The following is a 21,079-nucleotide window of genomic DNA, read 5'->3' on the forward strand; positions in this document are numbered from 1 at the left end:
ACTTTCAAACGCCTTTCAATCAACAAAAAGTCGGCATGAGTACAGTTGCACTCCTTCGGTGATTTTGCACAATTCGCGGCCCCCGACCCGGCGACTGAAGAAACCGATCACTCCGGCCTCGGTTTGTCCGCCGTCCTATTCGGTCGGATCCCGGATGCTGAAGCTTGGCGCACGGATGCACACCGCTGCCACATGTCGAGCGCTGCCCATGATCGTGACCGCCACCACCCGATGCAGATCGCCAAAGTCCAGGAAGATTGGCCGTGGCCGAGCCTTCACCGCGGCTGTACTGCTCGTCGCGGCCGAGCAGTGCGTGGCACTGACTACCCCCGCGATCACCGCCTCCGTCACTTCGCTGCAGTGCCTGGAGTACCGGATCGTCGGAATCTGCTTCTGGCTGCTCTGTACACCGTTTGGTTGCACGGTGAAGACCTCGCCCAAGGTCCGCCACTTTATTCCCGAGTTGGTGGTATCGAGCTATTCCGACACCGGCGGCAATCCCTGGGGCGAGGTGTCCGCACTGTCGATGCCCACACCGGCGTCACAAGGGGGAGGCAACCTGATCACGCCTTCGAAGCAGCGCGATAATCTGCCCCGGTTCAAGAATGTCGACGGCATCGGGCATCCCGGCGGTTCGGCGTTGACAGCCCTTGCGCATGGCTTCGGCTATGCGTGCCCCAGTGGGGCGACGCCCCTTGCGCCATACTACCTCAGCACGCTTGACCCGCTGGCCTGGCGTCAGGCCGTTCCCGAATCCATCTACCCACAAGCGCTCATTCCGGGCATGCGCGAGATTGGCAGCCAGGCACTTGGGAACATGTGGGGCAGTGTCTATCCGCGGCACGGATTTCTGGTGCAGCCTGACGACTTTAAAGCATCCGCCGTCATGGCCCAGCGTGCCAGCGACTTCATCACCCGCGTCGGCCAGCCGCATGTCTACCTGCCGCTGCAGCCGATGCCATCTCCCGGCTATTGGCCGCCGCAGCCGGTGATGGAGAACAACACCAACAACCACCGCTGGCAATTGCTCGCCCCAGTGATCCAGACCACCTGCGCCATCTTCCCCAGCCCGACGATCCAGAGCGCCGACGGCGCCTATGCCTGGTCGCTTTGGCGCCCTTACCGCTGCTGCCAGCGGAAGGGTCAGACCTTCCTGTTCAGCATCGACTTTGATGGAGGCCAATGATGAATACCCTCTCGCTCGGGTTGCTGTGCGCCCTCGTAAGTGCCGTCGGCCATGCCGCAGAAAACGGCTACCACCTTGGTGACCAGGCCCAGGTCCTGGATGACCGCGTGATGTACACCATTGGCGGCGGATCGGCGACGGGGTCCCCCTCCTCGCTCTACCGCCCCAATGGCTTTGGCGTGGGCATGTCCTGGCGCGCGAACATGATGTGCGGAAACATGAACCTCTCCAACACCCTGCAGAATCAGCTCAATGGCGCCACCCAAGGCTTCCAGCAGATCATGGGCAATGTGATCGAGAATGCCACACAGGCCGTGATGTCTCTGCCGGCGATGATCATTCAGCGCGCCAATCCCGGTCTGTATGAGCTGCTGAGCAACGGCGTACTGCAGGGGCGCATCGACTTTGACCGCTCAAAGCTCACCTGCCAGGCGATGGCGGCCAAAATGGCCGACAAGGTGGACCAGGCCGGTTGGGGCGCACTGGCGCAGAACCAGGAAATGCAGAAAAACCTCGAGCAGTCCGACGGTGATGCTGTGATGGCGGTGAAGGACACCGAATCGAACAACGGCAACAACGGCGTCAGCTGGGTCGGTGGGCAGAAAGCCGGTGGTAACGGTCAGCAACCCATCCGGGTGACCTCGGACGTCGTCAAGGCAGGTTACAACCTGCTGCACAACCGAACCGTCGAGGACACGTCGGCCATCGGCACCGGTTGCCAGAAAGGTGCCATTTGCCAGGCCTGGGCGAGCCCCGAGGAGGCCTCCGAATGGGGCACCCGAGTGCTTGGTGAAACCGAGGTGGCGACCTGCGACGACTGCGAGACGCTACGCGTTACCGCCGGGACAGGCCTATCGCCGCTGATCCAGGAAACCTACACAGAACATCTGGAGGGCCTGCAACAAATGTTGTTGGGCGCCGAGCAACCGACGCCGGAGAATCTCGACAAAGTCTCCAGTCCCTTGCTGCAGGTCTCCCGCGGAGTCATCGAAGGCCTGCGCGACGATCCCGACCAGAACCTGCTGGCGCGGCGCCTGGCCAGCGAGACCGCCCTGTCGAGCGTGATCTACAAAGCGATGCTGCTCCAGCGCACACTCCTGGCCGGCAGTCATGAACCTAATGTCGCGTCTGCGCAGCCCGCTACCCATGCCCTCAACGGCAACGTCGAAACACTGGAGCGCGAGATACGCCTGCTGCAAACAGAGCTGCAGGTGCGTCAGTCGCTGGCCACCAACACGGCCAGCCTGATCCTCGATCGCCATGCTGGCGGCGCCGACGCCTCCCGCAGCATCGATCAGCGTGATCCGGAGCCGGACCGACTGCACCGCGCCGACCAGGGGAGGAGCACACCATGACCCTGTTTTCGTTGAAGTCGACGCTCACCCATGTGCTGCTAATCATCAGTGTAACGACCTTGATGCTCCTCTTTGCCTGGATGGCGCTGCAGCTGACAGGTGCCCAGATTGATGGGTTCGGGCAGGCGCGCCCCACTACGCCCTACCTCGCTTGCTGGCGCGCCCTGCTGTATGCCCTGATCCTTGCAGTCTGGACTGCGACGTTGCGCTTGCGACCGGCACCTGTTGACCAGCAACGACTCAAACGCCTGGGATTGATCGGCCTCGGCTCGATCATTCTGGTCGAACTGTCTCGTGTGTGAGGTGCAATCATGAGCATGAGCACTAACAGCTACCTCGAGTACTATCTGTCGCTGCTGGCATGGATCATCAACAACGGCATCTGGAATACACTGGCGGACACCGGGCTGTTCGCCGCGCCCTTTGGTGCGATCATCCTGCAGGAATGGCTGTCCGCTCGCCAACAGGGAGCTGACGAGGGCAACAAAGGTCTACTGTCGATCCCTCGCGTCGAGAATCGGCTATGGATGAGTTACGTGGTCATCCTGTTCGGCTGCATGCCGTTCTTTCCGCTGAACCTTTCCTCCGTGACCTTCGACGATACGTCGAGCCGACGCTGCGGGGTTTCCATGGCCGGGCCCGCTGACACGGCCTGGGGCACGACCTTCAACACCATTGGCGAGAAATCAGCGAACGTGCCGGTGTGGTGGTTCCTCGTGCATGCCATGAGCAAGGGCATCACCGCCGCCGCCACCGCATCGATTCCGTGTGCGCCCGACATCCGTGCGATGCGCATGGAGATCGACAGCTCGCGTATCAACGACCAGGTGCTGCTGCAGGAGGTCGCCGACTTCACCCGGGAATGTTACGGCTACTCACGCTCGCGGTTGTTCAGCAATCGCCCTGAACTGGACGAGTCGCAGAGCTACGATGCGTCCTGGATTGGCTCGACCTACCTGCTCGATACACCGGGCTACTACGATACCGATCGCTCGCGAACGCCCAGGGTCGATTGGCCGTACGACGATACCCGGGATACCTCCCTGCCCCAACTCGACAACGGCGGCGGTTACCCCACCTGCAAGCAGTGGTGGAGCGATGGCACGATCGGGTTGCGTGATCGCTTGGTGGCCGAGGTCGATCCATCGCTGATGTCGAGTCTGCGAGGCTGGCTGACGGGACGTACGAGCACCGAGATCGAAGACGCCACCCTTCGCGAATTGGTGAGCCCGCGGCAGCAATCGTTGAACATGGCGCCGGGACAGGTGTTCCAGGATTACGGCAGCAGCGCCCGTGGCGGCTCATTGACGCAAGGACTCAACAACCTGGCCACGAACACCGGGCTGGCCCTGGGCTCGTTCAGCAATTTCCCGGCGATGAATGCGTTGCGCGCCGCACTACCGATGATCCAGGCCTTTCTGATCATGGGCACGATCATCAGCCTGCCACTGGTGCTGCTAATCAGCACCTATCAGCTCAAGGCGCTGATGACGGTGACGTTCGCGCTGTTCACCCTGCACATGCTTACGTTCTGGTGGGAGCTCGCACGCTGGATCGACTCAAGCATGCTGGAGACGCTGTACAACCAGGTGTCTGCCACGGACCAGACGCTCTTGTCGTTGCCGACGGCAGGGTTCATGGACGGGACGGTAACCTCGCAGGTCATCGAGTACGTGATGGGTGCAATGTTTGTAGTGCTACCAATGATTTTTATCGGCGCGATGAGTTGGGCGGGATATAACGTGGGGAGCGGTATCCAAACGCTTCTTACTAGAGGAACAGAGGCTGCTCAGACACAAGCAGGAAGGGGTTCTTCACAGCTCATGGCTGGTGTCCAGAAACTAAAATAGGACGTTATCTGAGCGACCCGTGTTCGTCATACAGCTCTGGATATTTGTGTTGATGTTGAGGGTGGCTCACCTCATGCACACCAGGCTCCTCATCTTCAGATGCAGTTATGGACATTGCCGCAATGGTCCACAGAGCAACCATCCCGATCGCCAAGGTAAGCGCGACTGATGCAACCGCAAAAACGAATATCAACTTAAAAATATGCACGCCGATGTGGCGAAACTTGAGCGGCACGGAAGCCAACATGCTGGACTGCAAAACTGTCGTTTCGAGTGAGCGGACCAACCGACCCAAACGCACAGCGGCACGGACTAAATACTTGCCGACAGGGGTACGGCTCGGAGTAGAAGACGCTGGAACAGTCATTTAATGCCTCCCTTTTCTTCTCTGCACTCGCGGCCAAGGATCCACCGAGAGTTTGGATCCAAGCCTTAGCTTACTCCTGTCCCGTTGATTTCCATGACCGTTGATCACCTGGGCTGCGCTGATAATGGCGAGTGGAGCTGTATGGATCTGAGCTGCCCATTCAAACGAAAAACGTCGTTGACGTTATGCCGATCCGCTTGATACACCAACTGGGCAATCGCTGGTTTTCCAGCACCCCAGGTAGCCATAACCTTCGAGGCTACGTCACGCTCGTGATGGTTATCCCCAAATGCGATTCGCGTTCGGCAGCTCGCATGGTCACCGTTCCCACGGTGATGAACGCTTTCTAATCCCTCAGACTCCCAAAGCCTGCGTCTTCGATACAACCCTTCTCAATCCATTCCAGTGCTGGGAAATTCCCCCGCACGGGTGGCATTCCTCCGCACTATCTGGAGGATCTCATCATGCTGCGCTTCACAGGTTCTGAACTCCACGCCGTGTTGGTCGAGGCCGGTATCAAAGGTTGCCGTGTGCTCTTGGTCAAGGACCACGGTGTCTACCTCATGTCCGAGTTCGGCGAGAACAAACCGGATGGAGGTGGCCGTAAAAACGTGTCCTACGCCACCGGCTGCAACCCTGACGTCGACGATTTCGATTCCTGGTGGAATCGCGCACGAGATGAATTGGGTGGCGATGATTTTGCCGAGTACTTCGACATCGACGATCCGGTCCTGGCAAGTCTTCGCGGGACAGCTGGGTCGCTGGTGGTGGAGGCAACCTCCACGCACCTGTACCTAGCCGCCGAGGTTGACCCGACGGGAAAATCTTGAACGCAAATGCGAGTTCAGCGTTTCCAGAGTGGCTCCGTAGCCGGGCCTCTTTGGAGCGCCTCTCGTATCAATTCATACCCGGTTGGAGTGCGCCGTTGATCTGGAACTTGAGCCAAATAGTCTTCCTTGGAACGCCCTGGAATGCCGCGCTTTCCTGGTGTCTGGACTGGAGATTGACCCCACGTCCGAGCGGGTTTTAATACACAGACACTCCATGTCTCACTGAGTGACAAGCCCGCGGAAGATCCTCAACTGAGGTATCGCGGGATCAGCTACCCGGAGGTTTTAATGTCCAGGAAGAAGCTCTTCTCTCCCGCCGTGGTGCTGAGCCCAGGCGTATGGCGACATGTCATTAACCCTGCCACAGGCAACGACCCCGTTGGACAGTCAGCCCAGCGTTTGGCAGCCCTACTGAACAGCGCCCTGACTTCAGCGCCTCGCACCTTGCAGTGTCCAATCGAGCTGCAGTTCGATCCCCCACAACGCGACGACTCATCAGCAGTCGAACACTCAACGCTGTTACAGCTGGATCACATCACACCGCGCAGTGGACCAGCTTTTCTGCTCATCCGGCTGCCAAGTGAGATCGCTGTAGACATCGCGGCCATCTGACATCGTCAGCACATCCCCTGCCTCCTCTACCCCACCGGGAACCCTTCCCGGCCGGGCAGCGTTCCCCCTTCACAACCGGAGAACGCCATGTCCGATATCTACCTGGACGTCACCAACAAGATCGTCAGCGCCCTGAGTCAAGGGGTTATCCCCTGGATCAAACCCTGGACAACCACAGGCTCGAGTGCTAACGGCCCTTTCCCGATCAACGCCATCACCCGGCGGCCCTACGCCGGCATCAACATTCCGCTGCTGTGGGCCGAGGCGCGCCTGCGTGGTTTCCGCGAGGATCGCTGGCTCACGTTCAACCAGGCGCGCAAAGCCGGTGGCCATATTCGCAAGGGTGAGCAATCAACCCTCGCGGTGCTGTACAAACCAATGAGCAAGGAGGCGCACGACGAGGACGGTCAGGTCGTTCGTGATGAACAGGGCAACATCAAGATGATGCAGTTCGCGCTGTTGAGGACGCATTGCCTGTTCAACATCGAGCAGACTGAAGGCTTGCCTGATGAAGAGCACAAACCCGATGAGCATGACACCCCGTCCGCCTTCGTCGATCATGCCCCTGCCGAGCAACTACTGGTCGCCAGTGGGGCGCGGATTGAGCATCGCTACGGCGATCGCGCGTTCTATCAGCCGGTGCAGGATCTCATCCAACTGCCTACCAAGGCACAGTTCGAGGACGTCGGCAGCTACTACGCAACGGCCCTTCATGAGCTGACGCACTGGTCGGGTCACCACTCGCGCCTCAACCGCGACGGGATCACTGGCGGGCACGCGTTTGGTTCCGCGGCGTACGCCTTCGAGGAACTGGTAGCGGAAATGGGCGCAGCGTTTCTCTGTGCGCTGACCGGTACCCAGGGTGAATTACGTCACGAGGAATACCTGGCGTCCTGGCTGAAGATACTCAAGGAGGATAAGCGTGCGATCTTCCGCGCCAGCGGCCAGGCACGTGAAGCCTCCGAGTACCTACTGGCGCTGCAGTCCGATCAGGCCACTGAAACGACTGAACGGTTAACGGCGTGACTTCACTCAAGCATCAAAAAGGCCCCATCTGGGGCCTTTGTTTTGCCTGCAACGCCGGTCATCCGCCGCTACAACTGGACGACTGATTACTGCAACCAGCTCTCGACGGTGTCGGAGCCGTGCTCCTGCTTCCACTGCTTGAGGACTTTGTGGTTGCCGCCCTTGGTTTCCACGACCTCACCGCTGTGCGGGTTTTTGTAGCGCTTGATCTCACGAGGCTTGCGCTGGACGCTGGTGGAGGCGCCGGCGGTACTTACGCTCACCCCTTTGGACGGATCAAGAATGGTGATCACCTGCCGCAGGTTCATGCCGTACTCTTCCAGCAAGGCCTTGAGCTTTTGTTCAAACTCGATTTCCTGCTTCAGCCCGGAATCGTTTTTCATCGCATCCAGCTATTGAAGTTGCGCGGCCAGCTGCGCTTCCAGCGCTTTGAATTCGGCAAGCTTAGACATGGGCTCTTCCTAGTATGAGACAAGTGTGGGAATAGTATCTGAGACCCGCAGTTTAGCCGAGGTTTTGATCCTCACTGCGGCTCGTCTGGTGTCCAGCTTTAACAGATCTGCCTGACTTTTCACTCTGCCAAGTATTGGCACAGGTGGCCTACAAGTTGCCGAGGTGCAGGGCTATTCCCAATTTTGAACAAGATATCGCGCTGACCACGTGGCAGCTTTTTCGCGCAGCGCTTCGCGGCTGAGCGAATGGCAACTTCAGTTCCATGAATCCGGTCGACCAGCAGCACGATCAACACTGCATCGGTAAGCGTCATCAGCGCCCCTGCTCCGAAAAATGATGCCGGCCAGTCTAACCCCTGTAAAAGGGACCGGCTATCCCGATCGACCGACTAACTCGACGCTCCCGCCTTCGGATTTTCGCGTTCGCGAAAAGGACAAAGGCAGTAAAGGATAACGGCGCCAATGGAAGGGATTGCAAGGGTAAGAGGCTTATCCGAAAAGGCAAAAGGACCTCCCAGATACAAAGCAGGTATTGCGATGATGCGCTGGTGGCTCAAACATAAAAAAGGCAACGCCGCCAGCCCCGCGCCAGCACTTGTCGCCGAAGGTTACTTCTTGCCTGAGTCATCAGAATCGCTCCTTGCCGCCGATCACCGGAAGCGGCTGCTCGAGCGCATCTGGCAATACACCGCCCTTTCCCAACCTCAGTTCGATCAGCTCTATCTCGATCCAATCCACCGCTACGCCAAGTATGTACAGCAACTACCTGCCAGCGAAAGCCATCATCATGCCTATCCGGGAGGCATGCTGGACCACGGTTTGGAGCTGATGGCCTGCAGCCTGAAACTGCGCCAGTCGTACCTGCTACCCAGCGGCGCCGCGCCCGAAGACCAGGCCGCGCAGACCGACGCCTGGAGCGCCGCCATCGCCTATGGCGCCCTGCTCCATGACATCGGCAAGATTGCCGTCGACCTGCAGGTGGAGTACCAAGATGGTGACCTCTGGCATCCGTGGCACGGCCCCCTGAACAAGCCCTACCGCTTCCGCTACGTGACAGGGCGCGACTACCAGCTACATGCTGCGGCTGCTGGGCTGCTCTACACCCAAATACTGACGCCGCGCCTGCTCGACTGGCTCAGCGGTTACCCAACTCTATGGGGCAACCTGCTGTCGTTGCTGGCCAACCACTATGAATACGCCGCGACGCTGGGGGAGCTGGTGCTGCAAGCTGACCGGGTATCTACCGCGCAGAACATCGGAGCCAATCCCACCAAGGCACTACAGGCGCCCACTCGTTCGCTCCAGTATCACCTGCTGACCGGCTTACGCCATCTTGTGAAGAACGGGTTCAAACTCAACCAGCCCGGGGCTGCTGGCTGGCTCACCGAAAATCATCTGTGGCTAGTCAGCAAGACCGCAACCGACAAACTTCGCGCGTACCTCCTGGCCCAGGCAGTAAATGGCATCCCCTCCTCCAATATTGCCATGTTCGATGAACTGCAATCGCACGGGTTGGTAGACACCACGCCAGAAGGCAAAGCGGTATGGAGCGCCACCGTGTCAGATCAAGGATGGCAGCATCGCTTCACATTGTTGCGTCTCCAACCGAGCCTGATCTGGGCCGATGAAAGCCGGCCCCGATGCTTTGAAGGGACAGTTGAGCTCGTTGCTGACAATACCGTGCCGAGCGGTGAAGCTATCGAGTCGGCCTTGGATCGGCCACAAGCAACTTCGGCCAAGGAAACGCCAGAGCCCTTACCTCCGAACCATGACTTCGACTATCTCGATGACTTGATGGATATGTTGCAAGAGACGGTTGAGCACGAGGATGAATCGAGCGCTCAAGGACTGAAATCCTCAACTGCTTCACCCCGCGAGGCACCAGGGCTGGCCTTTGTCGACTGGCTAAGCGAGGGGATCCAAAGCCATCGCCTGCTCGTCAACGACTGTAAGGCAAAGATTCACACAGTCGACGGCACGTTCTACCTGGTCACACCCGGCATCTTCCAGCTCTACGTTTCGGAGCACCCTGAGCTATCTGCAGGGGACGACAAGACCGATGCTTGGCGGCGCACCCAACGTCACTTTGAGCACTTAGGCGTACATCACAAACGACCAAACGGGCAGAACATATGGACTTGCACAGTGCAGGGTCCCCGCCGGAGGGCTTCCCTCAATGGCTACATGTTGCAAAATGCTGAAACTCTTCTGAGCCCTGTCCCTACTGACAATCCTTTCCTCAATCTTACTTATTAGCATCGCAAGGGCAGCCCAATGCGCGCGTGGAGTGCCAGCAAAACAGATCGCTGTCCCGAAAACGGCCGTGTCGATTTTTGGAAAAGGTCGAGTGATTGGGGACTTCATCTTCAAGGCTCAACCGGCAGAACCAGCGATACGCCAGTTTCAAATGGGCTTCTTCGCACAGCCGCCGCTCTGAGCGAATACCGTAGCAATAACCCACGATCAGCATGCGGATCATCAGTTCGGGATCGATCGACGGACGCCCAATCGGGCTGTAAAAATCGGCGAGGTAATGGCGCAAGTCGCTCAGATCGAGACACCGTTCAATGCTACGCAGAAGGTGAGTTGCGGGGATGTGGTCTTCAAGGTTGAACGAGTAAAACAGCCGTTCCTGCCCACTCGATAACTGTCCCATCAGGCTGGGCTTCCCTGCTGTCCGATGCGCGGATTTTGCCGCTGGCCAGACAGGGGAGCTACTTTTTCAACAGAATCGGTCGATTGCAGTCCTTCGCGACAGGCAAAAAACGGCCATATCCGGTCGCTCGTAACTGATCACAGTCAACCCGTAGCAGGCAGCCGGCCAGCTTTGGAATAAATCCGCTCTCTTGCTCGCGGACGGGAGTTATCCATCTTGAGTCAACGCAGATCCGCTTCCTCATCCACTGTAGGCGCCAATTGCTTTCTAGTGTGTTAAGTCGAGGTACCGAACAACCCACCGCCGCAACAGTGACAGCACCGGACAAGGCAATTACAATTTGATTAACATCCAGCGACTTGAGCGATTGAATACCCCATGGAAAGCAAGACTGCGCGCCTCACTGTGCTCATTGATCCCGTCAAGAAAAAAGCTTTCGAGGAACTCTGTGCAGCACAAGACCTGACGCCTTCGCAGGTGGTCCGCCAACTGATTCGTGACTACCTGGACACTCACGGCGCCAGCTATTCGACCAACAGCAAGCATGCCACCAGCACCAAGTCATAACTAAGAGGGGCAGTAGTCTCTAGAGGGTCGACGTACCCTCTACGTGACTGACAGCTTTAGCCAACGCAGTGTTGAAGTCGGCGTGGTAATGCTCCGGACCAATTTCTTGCAGGATACCCACCCTATCGAGCTTGTTGAGCACTTTCGTGTTCGCTTCGCAGAGCTTCACCACGATATGCCGCTTGTGCAGCTGCTGAATAACCTCCTCCAACACTTGCAAGCCCGTGATATCCATAAACGGTACGCGCTTCAGACGGATAATCAGCAGGTTTGGGTCAGTGTGGGTCTGTGCTATCACACGCTCGAAGGTCTCGGCCGCAGCAAAAAACAATGGCCCTTCAATCGTATAAATCAAAAGCCCTGGCGGTAGGCGAGTATGGCCATTGGTCATCAGCTCTTCTTCAAGCTCGTGCTCCACGACCTGTTGCACTTCCACCGATGAGGCCATGCGACGCAAGAAGTGCAGCATCGCAAGAATGACGCCGATATTCACGGCGATCACCAAGTCACTGAACACAGTGAGGCTGAAAGTGATGAGCAGGATGGATACGTCTGCGCGTGGGGCTCGTTGGACCATGCGTTTGAAGTGCTTCAACTCGCTCATGTTGTATGCGACCACGAAAAGAATGGCAGCCAGGGCGCAAAGTGGGATGTTTGAGGCTAGAGGTGCCAGGAACAGAACAATAAGCACCAAGGTGACCGCATGCGTAATGCCAGCCAGCGGGCTCGTACCGCCGTTACGGATATTGGTTGCAGTACGGGCAATGGCCCCGGTAGCTGCAAAGCCGCCAAACAATGGTGTGACCAGGTTGGCGACCCCCTGACCGATCAGCTCCTGATTGGAATCGTGCTTGGTGCCCGCCATGCCATCGGCCACCATCGCCGACAGCAGCGATTCGATTGCTCCAAGCATGGCGATAGTGAACGCCGGACCAATCAAATCGATAATGCGGGACGGCGTAATTTCAGGCAGGCTCAACGCTGGCAAGCCTTGAGGTATACCACCGAATGCACTGCCAATCGTGGCTACCCCCTCGAAATGAAAGGTTGACTGTATTGCTGTAGCGACCGCCATTGCGACTAGCGGGCCAGGCACCCGTTTGAGACCGGGAACTCTGGACGCGGTGATGACCAGGAAAAGGCTAAGTACCGCTAGCAGGGTGGTGGCCATGTGAAGATCCGGCAGGGCCTGTAGCAGATGCCAGAGCTTTTCATGGAAATGCTCTCCACTGATCGTCGGCAAACCGAAAAAGTCTTTCCACTGCCCGACCCAGATGATCACACCGATGCCCGCGGTGAATCCGACAATCACCGGGTCGGGGATAAACTTGATGATCGCACCGAGCCGTGCCATCCCCAGCAATAACAAGATGGCCCCCGCCATCATCGTGGCGATTTGCAGACCGTCAACGCCATGCTTGGCCGTGACCCCCGCCAGAATCACGATGAACGCACCTGTCGGCCCGGCAATCTGCAAGCGGCTTCCCCCAAAGAGTGAAACCAGCAAACCACCGATGATTGCGGTGTAAATGCCTTGCTCAGGTTTGACGCCAGATGCAATGGCAAACGCCATTGCCAGAGGGAGCGCCACGACCCCGACGATCACGCCAGACACCATATTGCGAAGCCAGTGTCCTCGCCCCAACAACCCTGCCTTCCATGCCTCACCTATCGCAATCATGGCTAGCCCCTCAGTGGATGCATGTGCATAATATTAACATACAGTGATAATTGAAATGCCCTAGATCCACTGCCTCGAGCGGCTGGAGATGTTTATAGTGAGAGCTCAGATGGAGCTGGGCGGGCATACACTGCAAATAGAGAATTTTGAGAGCGCGCGTAGCGTGGTGACAGACATGAATCGTAAAACTGTGCAAACCAAACATGCCGAAGGCGTGACCTTCGACACCCATGTGATCGCAAACCCGACCAACCCCAAGGAGTGGATAGTGTTCTTCAAGAAGGACGCTGGCAGGAGTTATTTCTTGGTTGATGACAACGAGGAGGTCGAGTCTTTTGGGCATCTGGATGACTTGATCGCCGAGCTTCGAGACCTGGGCCTCAAGACCGCTGAAATCCACTTTTAGCCCTTGGATCACGCCTTGGAGACATGATCATGTCAGTGAAGATTGACCCAGTTACCGAGATGTCACTGACCCAGTCTGATTCCTCGCGAACCAATACCTGTGCTGGATTTGTGCGGATGTGAAAATGGGTCATTCTTGCGTCGCCACTTGGGGCAATTCGGCATCGGCGCCAACATTTTTACACACTCTGGGCCAATTGCTGCCTGTCGAGAACAATCGCAATTGGCCGTTCATGAATGCTTCAACGTACATGCAAACAGGCGGCGATTCAGGCTTCGCCCCCCTTGCTGAGAGCACGCTGCAACTGCGGCTTGAGCAGGAAGTGTCCGAGCGCTGGAACCAATATCAAGGCACCTGCCATGTTCCAGATGAACATGAACCCAAGCAGGATACCCATGTCTGCCTGAAACTTGATCGGAGACAGCACCCAGGTCAGAACCGCAATCCCCAGCGTGATCCCCGTCATCACCACCACCTTCCCCGTGGAAAGCAGGGACAGGTAGTAAGCATCGGACAGACTTGAGCCATTGCGCAGGTTGGCGAGCGTGACGCTGAGAATGTACAGCGCGTAATCCACACCGATGCCCACCCCCAACGCGATCACCGGCAGTGTCGCCACCTTGACCCCGATGTTCAGCCCCACCATCAAGGCCTCGCACAAAATCGAGGTCAGCATCAGCGGCAGCACTGTACACACCACTGCGCGCCAGGACCTGAAGGTAATGAAACACAGGGCGATAACGGCGGCGTACACCATGAACAGCATCTGCACGTTCGACCGTTTCACGACGATGTTGGTGGCCGCCTCGATCCCGGCATTGCCTGCCGCGTTTAGGAACTGGATTTGATCGGTATTGTGGGTCGCCGCGAATCGCTCGACAGTCTGCACCACGCTGGTGAGGGTGTCCGCCTTATGGTCCTTGAGGTAGACATACACTGTCAGCAAATCGCAGTTCTGGTTGAACAGCTCGCGCGGGGCGCGGGTGATGATCGCATTCAACAACCCTTGGTTCCTGGGTATCTCGTACCACGTCATGCTGCCTTCATTCATGCCCGCGGCAGCCTGCTTGCTCAGTGCCGCCAATGAGGTTGTGGACACCACCCCGGGCAGTTGTTGAAGCTGAGCCTCCAGCGCATCGACCGCCACCAGGGTCTGGTAATTGGCACAGAAGTACTGCGGGGTTTTCACCATCACCACGTACTTGTCGCTACTGGCGGAAAAGTTGCTGACCATGAAGCGGTTGTCGCTGTTGTAGCGCGACTCCGCTCGCAGCTCCGGTGCCCCGGGATTCAGGTCACCGATCTTCACGTGCAGGCTGACGGCGAAACCGGCTACCCCCAGAATCACTGCGATGATGATTGCACCGCTGGCCCATTTGCGTTCGGTGAATCGATCTAGAAACGCCCAGAACGGGTGTCGGGCATGTTGCGCGTCCAGCTGCGAGAACTTGTCGTTGGCCGCTTCACGCAACGCCGCCGCTTTGCTGACGCCGGTATACGACAACAGGATGGGCAACAGAATCAGGTTAGTGAAAATCAGGGTCAACACGCCCAGTGTCGCGGCGACGGCCAGGTCCTGGATCACCGGAATCCTGATGATCATCAGCACCGCGAAACCTACGGCGTCGGCCACCAGCGCCATCAACCCGGTCAGGAACAGCCGGCGAAAGGTGAAGCGCGCCGCCACCAACTTGTCGGCACCGCGTCCGATGTCCTGCATGATGCCGTTCATTTTTTGCGCGCCATGGCTCAGGCCGATGGCAAACACCAGGAACGGCACCAGGATCGAGTACGGGTCCAGATCAAAGCCCAGGGTCGGCAGCAATCCCAACAACCAGACTACAGCGATGATCGAGCACAGCAACACCAACAGCGTGCTGCGAATGCAGCGGGTGTACCAGAACAACACGATGCCGCAGATCACCAGCGTTGCGGCGAAGAACAGCTGCATCTGCCGCATGCCATCGATCAGATCGCCCACCACCTTGGCGAAACCGGTGATGTGGATCTTGATGTTGTCGGTTTCGTACTTGGCTCGAATCTGTTCGAGCTGGCTGGAAAGTGCGTTGTAGTCGAGCGGCTGCCCCTCATCGGACGCCGTTTCCTGAAGCGGCAACAGGACAATGCTGGACTTGAAGTTGGCGGCGACCAGACGGCCGATTTCGCCCGAGCGTTCGACGTTCTGTCGCACCTGTTCCAGGCTGCCGGCAGAGCCATCGTAGTTGTCAGGGACGACCGGGCCGCCATCGAAGCCCTCTTCCGTCACGCCAATCCAGCGGGTCGCCGGCGTCCACAGGGACTTCATGTATGAGCGGTCGACGCCGGGGAGCAAAAAAACCTCGTCGTTGATTTTCTTGACCGTCTCCAGGTACGCAGCATCAAAGATGCTGCCCTGTCTGACCTCGATCGCAATCCGCAAGGTATTGCCACCCTCCCCCAGCTGGCCGCGATTCTGCAGGTAGTTCTGCACATACGGGTGATCGGTCGGGATCATCTTTTCGAAGGCGGCGTTGAGCTTGAGACCCAGTGCCTGGTAGCCGAGCAACAAACTGAGCAAGACACAAATGCCCAGAATGATGCGCCGGTGATTGAACAACAGCCGTTCAACCAGCGTGCCGGAAGCAGGGTCGAAGGTGCTGGTATCAGGGACGGTGTGAGGCTCGGCAGTATGGGTAAAACTGTTCATTGATCGTGCTCCGACGATTGCACTGCAACTGCGGACGACAACATGCCCCGTGCACTGCTGATGATCAGGTCGCCATTGGCGGCTTGCGCCATGCCGGTGAAGTAACCGGGCTGCGGCACAGGAAGCACTGACGCTGTACTGGCGCCGTCGGTGAACCGCAGCACTCGGCCTGATTCGTCGGTGAGCAGTACCGAGCCATCGTCAAGCCGCAGGCCGCTGGTCAGGGTGATAGGTTGCAAGGTGTCCAGGCGCTGCCAGGTCTGGCCGCGATCCCTGGATTCGAAAGCCTTGCCGCGCAGACCGAACGCCACTATCGAGCCGCTGCCGGTCGCCTGCAGTCCAAAGGTCGTGCCCTCATAAGGGGACGCCAGCGACTCGAAGGACTGGCCCTCGTCACTGGAGCGCAGCAGCGTGCCCTGTTCGCCGGCGATGAACAGGTCCGGTCCTGCCCGCTCGATGCTGTAGAGGTGCAAGCCGTTGGGGTTATCGATTCGGGAACGGATCGATTGCCAGCTGAGTCCGCCATCGTGGGTGGCAAACGCCAGGCCGTAAGCGCCTGTCACCAGCCCGTTTCTGGCGTCGAGAAACAGCAGGTCAAGCAACGGTTTGTCGGGGCCATCGTCCACCAGTTGTTGTGCTTGCGAAAGCCGTTCGCGGGCTTTTTCCGCATCGCCAGGGTTCTCCAGGGCCTGCCTGGCCTCCTGCAGTTCGATCTCGGCCGCCTGCACGCCATCCAGCTGTTTGCTCCAGCTCAGCCCGCCATCCTGGCTGTGCAGGATCACACCGGCATGGCCGACCGCCCAGCCTTGGCGATCATCGATGAAACGTACTTTGACCAGGGTCATGCTGACCGGAGAACTGACTTGCCTCCAGGTGCTGCCATTGTCATCCGAGACGATGATGAAGCCTCTTTCGCCCACGGCGACAAGTCGTTGCCCTGCCCGCGCAACGCTCAGCATCACGGACTGCACCGCCATGGCGCTGGTGATCGAGGGTTGCAGCGGCAAGCCGTCGCTGGGTGCCGCCATTGCCGGACCAGCCAGCGTCGTCACGATCGACACGCTCAGCGTCAACGCCTTGAACAGATGCCGGTGAAAAAACCCGGGAGTATGAATACGCATTTTCGAGCCTCGATGATGCGGTTCAATGAACGCCGCGTCAGTGCCACGGCGTCCATTGAACACAAAGTTGAACAAGTAGTTGCGAGGCTCAGCGCACCGATCCGGATGCTACCGAGTTACCGGTGAAGAAGTTCTCGGGCTTGCGCGGTATGACGCTGTAGGTTTCGCCGTTGAGACCCTGAACGACGCTGTAGGTCTTGGCTTGCAGGTTGTAGATCACCACGGGCTTGACCACCACCGCCGGAATGGAAGGCACTACGAATGGCAGCACCTGGGACACGCGCCACAGCTTGCCTTCGGCGTCATAGCCGTCGACCAGCGACACCGTCCAGCTGTCTTCATCGATGAAGAATTTGCGCTTGGGCACGGCATGGCGTTTGCCCGGGGCGACCGTAGCCTCCAGCTCCCAGACGCGATGCAACTCCCAGCGCACCTTGTCCGGATTGATGTGGTTGGCGACAAAGGCATCTTCGCGTTTTTCGGCGTTGAATTTGTTGTCGTTGTACGGGATGTACATCTCTTTCTTGCCGACCAGCTTCCAGTCATAACGATCCGGATGACCGATGAAGCCATGCACCTCATCGAAGTAGTTGGCACCGGACGCGACGAAGTCCGGGGTGTCATAACCCACGGTCGGGGCGCGGCGCACTCGACGCTGGCCGACCAGATACTGCCAGGCTTCCCGAGGTTCCTGGGCGTTGATACTGTCGTGTGTCACCAGGGATTCGCCGGCCTTGAACGGGGGTTCGTTGGTCAGGAAACGCAGCAGCGCATACTGCCCGTTCCATTTGTCCACTGCGCCGTCTTTGAAGTAGTACGGGTATTGCCAGTTCTCGACGCCACGGCTGGCCAAGGTGCGAGTGCCGTCGGCATTGCCAATGATGTTGGTGTAGCCCATCTGGATGGATTCGGCCTCGACACGCAGCAGGAAATTCCAGATGACCTCATTCCCGGTTTTCGGAATCGGGAACGGAATGCCGCCATAACAGCCCTCCACCGACAGTCCGTTACTGGTGGTCTTGCACCGAGTCGCGTTAGCGAAGGTATTCTGATAAACGCTGTCGGGGGCCGCGGCGGTTCGATGGGTCGGGTACACATCAAGGTGGAAGGTCTCGGGATATTTGGCCAGCAAGGCCTTGGTCCCTTCACTCAACTTGTCCGCGTACTGCGCCGCGTTCTTCGCAGTGATCTGCAACAGCGTTTTTTCACCTGGGAACGGATCGACCGGCACATCGCCGAATTTGGCCCCGGCCACGTCCTTGGTCAGCCCGCCTGTCCAGGCCGGAATCGAGCCATCGGCATTGCCGGCTTTTTCTGCCCCAAGGGGGGTCAAGCTGGTCTTGAGCTTCGCCGCCTCGTCAGGACTCACCGCCGCAAATGCGCTGTTGGCGCACAGGGAGATCGACAGGGTGGAAAGCAACAGCAGTTTAATTTTTGTCATTATCAGAGCCCGCCTGTTCTTTGCTTAAAAAGTTCGCTGGATCGAGAACGCCACGAAGTCCCGGTCCTTCATGTTTTGCTGGTAGGTGTACGAATTGGAGGCGTCGATGATCGGTCCGGTCTCACCGAAAAAGTTGGTGTAGGTCAGCGAGGCGTACCACTGTTTCTTGTAATCTGCCTTGAGGCCCAGGGTCAGGTCCCCACCGTGTTCAGGGCCGAACGCCTGGGGCGTGACCGAAGAGCGCCCGGAGGGGTTGTAGCCGACGGTGATCGGGGCCTGGATGTCGATGCCAGGAAAGACCTGGAAGTATTGCGGTTCGAAAGTGAAGCGCAGGGCAAAGGCATCGCGCGTGCTGTTGGGCTCCAGCTGATCGGCATTTTTGGTCACGCTCAGTCGCCGGTTGAACGCCAGCTCACCGATCAACGATGCACCATCCCACAGCGCCGAGCCGCCGTAGACATTGACCATCGACACCTGGGCATGCCACGACCGGCCAATGGGATAGGCCGGGTTTGAATCGTTGTCGGAACCCAAGCCCGTAATGATCGTGCCGCCGACGCCGGCCAACGGCGTATCAACCCGAATCGAGGTTTCACCGGCAATGTTGGCTTCGCCGACCAGGGTGCTGAAACTCGCGCCGAAGACCTTGACGTCCTCGGGATACACGTTGACGAAGGTGTCATCGGCACCGGGGACCAGCGCGGCGGGCCGGAAGTAGAACACCGGGGTCTTTTCGTGATACTTGGCGGCGTACAGGCCGAACTCCCAGTCCTCGACAGCGAATTTCAGCTGTGCACCAAACTGCCCTGAATCCTTGGCATCGATGTCTTTGCCGTGGCGCAGCTCGCCGGTAGGGAAGAACACCCGCTCCCCGCCTTCGCCGACAAAATCCGCACCGCTGAAATAGCTGCCAGCCGCAGGAAGTCGCGTCTTGTTCCACTTGAACTGGTAGTAGGCGCCGATGCTGACCGTATCGTTGAGCTGCCAGTTGCCGGAGACCTGCTGGGTGGGCATCAGGATTTCCTTGAACTGCGAGCTGGGTACGGATTGAAGCTTCACCAGGTCGACAGTGGACTGCGCATTGGCAATACCATTGGCTCCGTAGAACAGGCTTTCACCATAGATCTGGGTGAACTGCCCCAACCGCCCAGACAACGAAGTGCTGCCGATTTCCCGGGAGCCATAGACAAAGGCATCGAGGACTTCAGTGTGCTGTTCGTGGATGCGCCGGGTGTCGCTGGTGAACTCGTCGTACTCGACACTCAACGAGTTGGCGGTGCCGGGCGAGTCGTTGTCGTTATCGTGGCTGTAGACATCGTCGTACCAGGAGGCCGCGCTGAGACGGGCACCAACGTCCTTGTACTTGATGTCGAATTCGGACAAGACATCCAGCCGATTGGAGATCAGCCCGCGGTCAAAATTTCGATCACCGTCGTCCAGGTTGGGATTGCTGTTGTTTGTTCCTGGGCCGACCGCGACTTTGTGATCGAGTTTGTTCACGCGCCACGCGTTGCTGTACTTGATGGTGTTGTCCCAAGTCGCCGAAAGATCGGGGTTCCCCGTGTCGATCTGAAAGGCCTGCGATGGCGTTGAAAGGCTCAGTAGTACCGTGGCGCCGACTGCACAGGCGAGGCTCGAAACCGGCAATGGGCAGAGCCACTGGTTGGCTGTTTTCATGAAGATGTTCCTGTTTTTTTGTTTTTGTAAAAGGTCATCCACTCGCAGCGTTTGGCTGCGAATACCACGGGAGTTGCGAGGTTTCTTCCCTATGCGTTCCGGTCAGCTTCAAGAGCCAAACCATTTATGCGTAAATATGCTTTATTGCATTTAAAATGACTTTGTGCACAAAACGTAATCCTGCACAAATTCAATGTCAAGCAGATTCGGGAACCTATTTCGGATGATTGCGGCAGGCGGGCGGTCCATGGAGGCCGCAAAGGCGCGAGCATTGAAATCGATGGAGAGAAGGCGTTAGGAGGCAAAGGCCCGGTCTAGAGCGCCGGAAAAGTCTGCCCTTCAACTTTTCCCTTGCGGCGCAAGAAAATTTGTGCGCAAGGCGACATTCATCCTTTGCACCAAACAACTTTTTGCGCATAAAATCCGTTTAGTGCAAATTCCAGGATGACCGACCATGATCCCCTCCCCCAACAGTCCGCTGATCGAAGTCGCATTGACGAAGATGAAAAAGGCGATTGTTTGTTGCGAGCTGGCCCCCGGCGAAAAACTCAAAGTCGCCGAACTATCCAAAACCTACGGGCTCAGCAGTTCCCCTATCCGTGAGGCGCTAAATCGACTGACGCAGGACGGCGTCGTCGAAGCCAGCGACAACAAGGGGTTCAGGGTTGCTCCGATTTCCACCACGGACTTTCGCGACATCACACGTATGCGCTGTCTACTGGAATGCGAGGCGTTGGGCGATGCCATCGAATACGGCGATGACGCGTGGGAGGCCGATGTGCTCGGCGCGTTTCACCGCTTGAATCTGATTGAGAAAAAGCTGGGAACTGGCGTGCTCGTACTCGACGATGAGTGGTCTAATCGGCACAAGGCTTTCCACTTCGCGTTGTTTGCGGCCTGCCCATCACAATTGATGCTGAAGATGATTGACTCGCTCTTCGACCGGGCCGAGCGCTACAGACGCTTCTCTGCCAAACAGCGAATCCGCCAACGGCATAAGGGCAATGAGCATCAGGACCTGATGGATGCGGCGCTTGCACGCGATGCAGACAAGGCGGTGACGCTGCTGCGCAACCACATCCAGGACACCCTGGAGCGAACCATCGAAGCGATAGAGCGCCAACAAGCCACGCTTCAATAACGCGATTGCAAAAAAGTCCTTCACC

The 21,079-nt window shown here is 58.1% G+C and carries 18 protein-coding genes and 1 pseudogene; 10 read left to right on the top strand and 9 right to left on the bottom strand.

The window, feature by feature from the left end; translation table 11 throughout:
- The first annotated feature begins 208 nt into the window (after positions 1-208).
- The 4 genes from AC1RS8_RS23965 to AC1RS8_RS23980 are packed head-to-tail and all read left to right on the top strand — an operon-like array spanning position 209 to position 4,391.
- Positions 209-1,186, top strand: coding sequence for a TIGR03756 family integrating conjugative element protein (locus AC1RS8_RS23965; RefSeq protein WP_493163796.1), 978 nt, complete (start codon positions 209-211; stop codon positions 1,184-1,186).
- The gene (locus tag AC1RS8_RS23970; RefSeq protein ID WP_493163798.1) at positions 1,186-2,541 is read left to right on the top strand and encodes an integrating conjugative element protein; all 1,356 of its coding nucleotides are present in this window, start codon (positions 1,186-1,188) and stop codon (positions 2,539-2,541) included. Before AC1RS8_RS23965 ends, AC1RS8_RS23970 begins: the two co-directional genes overlap by 1 nt.
- Positions 2,538-2,843 (top strand): hypothetical protein, encoded by a 306-nt coding sequence (locus tag AC1RS8_RS23975; protein ID WP_493163800.1) that lies wholly within the window; start codon positions 2,538-2,540, stop codon positions 2,841-2,843. The genes AC1RS8_RS23970 and AC1RS8_RS23975 overlap by 4 nt, the downstream gene beginning before the upstream one ends.
- A 9-nt stretch (positions 2,844-2,852) precedes the next feature.
- A complete protein-coding gene (locus AC1RS8_RS23980; protein ID WP_493163802.1) occupies positions 2,853-4,391 on the top strand; it encodes a conjugal transfer protein TraG N-terminal domain-containing protein in 1,539 nt (512 codons plus the stop codon).
- Between the two features lie 4 nt (positions 4,392-4,395).
- Here the strand turns inward: AC1RS8_RS23980 and AC1RS8_RS23985 are convergent, their stop codons facing one another.
- Entirely contained in the window at positions 4,396-4,758 is a 363-nt protein-coding gene (locus tag AC1RS8_RS23985) for a hypothetical protein (RefSeq protein WP_458372959.1), read from the bottom strand.
- A gap of 464 nt (positions 4,759-5,222) precedes the next feature.
- Between AC1RS8_RS23985 and AC1RS8_RS23990 the strand changes: the two genes are divergently transcribed.
- Together AC1RS8_RS23990 and AC1RS8_RS23995 are read left to right on the top strand one after the other, a co-directional pair.
- Positions 5,223-5,588 carry a DUF3085 domain-containing protein gene (locus AC1RS8_RS23990; protein WP_493163804.1) on the top strand — a complete coding sequence of 122 codons (366 nt, stop codon included), beginning with the start codon at positions 5,223-5,225 and terminating at the stop codon, positions 5,586-5,588.
- 699 nt (positions 5,589-6,287) lie between these two features.
- A complete protein-coding gene (locus tag AC1RS8_RS23995; protein WP_493163806.1) occupies positions 6,288-7,226 on the top strand; it encodes an ArdC family protein in 939 nt (312 codons plus the stop codon).
- A gap of 86 nt (positions 7,227-7,312) precedes the next feature.
- Here the strand turns inward: AC1RS8_RS23995 and AC1RS8_RS24000 are convergent, their stop codons facing one another.
- Positions 7,313-7,618 carry a histone-like nucleoid-structuring protein, MvaT/MvaU family gene (locus tag AC1RS8_RS24000; protein WP_493163847.1) on the bottom strand — a complete coding sequence of 102 codons (306 nt, stop codon included), beginning with the start codon at positions 7,616-7,618 and terminating at the stop codon, positions 7,313-7,315.
- Positions 7,619-7,797: 179 nt separating this feature from the next.
- Positions 7,798-7,992 (bottom strand): DUF7740 domain-containing protein, encoded by a 195-nt coding sequence (locus tag AC1RS8_RS24005; RefSeq protein WP_493163808.1) that lies wholly within the window; start codon positions 7,990-7,992, stop codon positions 7,798-7,800.
- A gap of 223 nt (positions 7,993-8,215) precedes the next feature.
- On the opposite strand from AC1RS8_RS24005, the gene mobH reads away from it, so the two are divergent.
- Positions 8,216-9,934 (top strand): MobH family relaxase, encoded by a 1,719-nt coding sequence (gene mobH, locus AC1RS8_RS24010; protein ID WP_493163810.1) that lies wholly within the window; start codon positions 8,216-8,218, stop codon positions 9,932-9,934.
- A 40-nt stretch (positions 9,935-9,974) separates the two neighbouring features.
- Here the strand turns inward: mobH and AC1RS8_RS24015 are convergent.
- Positions 9,975-10,334: pseudogene (locus AC1RS8_RS24015) on the bottom strand (transposase); the annotation flags it as partial.
- A 378-nt stretch (positions 10,335-10,712) separates the two neighbouring features.
- Between AC1RS8_RS24015 and AC1RS8_RS24020 the strand changes: the two are divergent.
- Complete coding sequence (locus AC1RS8_RS24020) at positions 10,713-10,901, top strand: ribbon-helix-helix protein, CopG family (RefSeq protein ID WP_458372961.1); 189 nt, start codon at positions 10,713-10,715, stop codon at positions 10,899-10,901.
- A 19-nt stretch (positions 10,902-10,920) separates the two neighbouring features.
- Here AC1RS8_RS24020 and AC1RS8_RS24025 read toward each other — a convergent pair whose 3' ends face one another.
- Positions 10,921-12,582, bottom strand: coding sequence for a SulP family inorganic anion transporter (locus tag AC1RS8_RS24025; RefSeq protein WP_458372962.1), 1,662 nt, complete (start codon positions 12,580-12,582; stop codon positions 10,921-10,923).
- A 175-nt stretch (positions 12,583-12,757) separates the two neighbouring features.
- Between AC1RS8_RS24025 and AC1RS8_RS24030 the strand changes: the two genes are divergently transcribed.
- Positions 12,758-12,988 carry a hypothetical protein gene (locus AC1RS8_RS24030; RefSeq protein ID WP_033039294.1) on the top strand — a complete coding sequence of 77 codons (231 nt, stop codon included), beginning with the start codon at positions 12,758-12,760 and terminating at the stop codon, positions 12,986-12,988.
- A 268-nt stretch (positions 12,989-13,256) separates the two neighbouring features.
- Here the strand turns inward: AC1RS8_RS24030 and AC1RS8_RS24035 are convergent, their stop codons facing one another.
- From AC1RS8_RS24035 to AC1RS8_RS24050, 4 genes are read right to left on the bottom strand one after another with little or no spacing between them, the layout of a single operon-like run.
- The gene (locus AC1RS8_RS24035) at positions 13,257-15,674 is read right to left on the bottom strand and encodes an efflux RND transporter permease subunit (RefSeq protein WP_458372963.1); all 2,418 of its coding nucleotides are present in this window, start codon (positions 15,672-15,674) and stop codon (positions 13,257-13,259) included.
- Positions 15,671-16,858, bottom strand: a complete 1,188-nt coding sequence (locus AC1RS8_RS24040) for a WD40/YVTN/BNR-like repeat-containing protein (RefSeq protein ID WP_458372964.1) — start codon at positions 16,856-16,858, stop codon at positions 15,671-15,673. The genes AC1RS8_RS24035 and AC1RS8_RS24040 overlap by 4 nt, the downstream gene beginning before the upstream one ends.
- Positions 16,859-16,883: 25 nt before the next feature.
- On the bottom strand, positions 16,884-18,236 hold the full coding sequence (locus AC1RS8_RS24045) for a DUF1329 domain-containing protein (protein WP_458372965.1): 1,353 nt from the start codon (positions 18,234-18,236) through the stop codon (positions 16,884-16,886).
- A gap of 24 nt (positions 18,237-18,260) precedes the next feature.
- Positions 18,261-19,913, bottom strand: coding sequence for a DUF1302 domain-containing protein (locus AC1RS8_RS24050; RefSeq protein WP_458372966.1), 1,653 nt, complete (start codon positions 19,911-19,913; stop codon positions 18,261-18,263).
- A gap of 454 nt (positions 19,914-20,367) precedes the next feature.
- Between AC1RS8_RS24050 and AC1RS8_RS24055 the strand changes: the two genes are divergently transcribed.
- Complete coding sequence (locus tag AC1RS8_RS24055) at positions 20,368-21,054, top strand: GntR family transcriptional regulator (RefSeq protein ID WP_458372967.1); 687 nt, start codon at positions 20,368-20,370, stop codon at positions 21,052-21,054.
- The last annotated feature ends 25 nt before the right edge of the window (positions 21,055-21,079 follow it).

This window comes from Pseudomonas sp. GW821-FHT12A04, assembly GCF_058807755.1.

What these genes read in the sequence shown, in the direction of transcription:
- AC1RS8_RS23965 (WP_493163796.1), top strand. Translation starts at nt 209, where the DNA reads ATGATCGTGACCGCCACCACCCGATGCAGATCGCCAAAGTCCAGGAAG.
- AC1RS8_RS23970 (WP_493163798.1), top strand. Translation starts at nt 1,186, where the DNA reads ATGAATACCCTCTCGCTCGGGTTGCTGTGCGCCCTCGTAAGTGCCGTC.
- AC1RS8_RS23975 (WP_493163800.1), top strand. Translation starts at nt 2,538, where the DNA reads ATGACCCTGTTTTCGTTGAAGTCGACGCTCACCCATGTGCTGCTAATC.
- AC1RS8_RS23980 (WP_493163802.1), top strand. Translation starts at nt 2,853, where the DNA reads ATGAGCATGAGCACTAACAGCTACCTCGAGTACTATCTGTCGCTGCTG.
- AC1RS8_RS23985 (WP_458372959.1), bottom strand. Translation starts at nt 4,758, where the DNA reads ATGACTGTTCCAGCGTCTTCTACTCCGAGCCGTACCCCTGTCGGCAAG.
- AC1RS8_RS23990 (WP_493163804.1), top strand. Translation starts at nt 5,223, where the DNA reads ATGCTGCGCTTCACAGGTTCTGAACTCCACGCCGTGTTGGTCGAGGCC.
- AC1RS8_RS23995 (WP_493163806.1), top strand. Translation starts at nt 6,288, where the DNA reads ATGTCCGATATCTACCTGGACGTCACCAACAAGATCGTCAGCGCCCTG.
- AC1RS8_RS24005 (WP_493163808.1), bottom strand. Translation starts at nt 7,992, where the DNA reads ATGACGCTTACCGATGCAGTGTTGATCGTGCTGCTGGTCGACCGGATT.
- mobH (WP_493163810.1), top strand. Translation starts at nt 8,216, where the DNA reads ATGATGCGCTGGTGGCTCAAACATAAAAAAGGCAACGCCGCCAGCCCC.
- AC1RS8_RS24020 (WP_458372961.1), top strand. Translation starts at nt 10,713, where the DNA reads ATGGAAAGCAAGACTGCGCGCCTCACTGTGCTCATTGATCCCGTCAAG.
- AC1RS8_RS24025 (WP_458372962.1), bottom strand. Translation starts at nt 12,582, where the DNA reads ATGATTGCGATAGGTGAGGCATGGAAGGCAGGGTTGTTGGGGCGAGGA.
- AC1RS8_RS24030 (WP_033039294.1), top strand. Translation starts at nt 12,758, where the DNA reads ATGAATCGTAAAACTGTGCAAACCAAACATGCCGAAGGCGTGACCTTC.
- AC1RS8_RS24035 (WP_458372963.1), bottom strand. Translation starts at nt 15,674, where the DNA reads ATGAACAGTTTTACCCATACTGCCGAGCCTCACACCGTCCCTGATACC.
- AC1RS8_RS24045 (WP_458372965.1), bottom strand. Translation starts at nt 18,236, where the DNA reads ATGACAAAAATTAAACTGCTGTTGCTTTCCACCCTGTCGATCTCCCTG.
- AC1RS8_RS24050 (WP_458372966.1), bottom strand. Translation starts at nt 19,913, where the DNA reads ATGAAAACAGCCAACCAGTGGCTCTGCCCATTGCCGGTTTCGAGCCTC.
- AC1RS8_RS24055 (WP_458372967.1), top strand. Translation starts at nt 20,368, where the DNA reads ATGATCCCCTCCCCCAACAGTCCGCTGATCGAAGTCGCATTGACGAAG.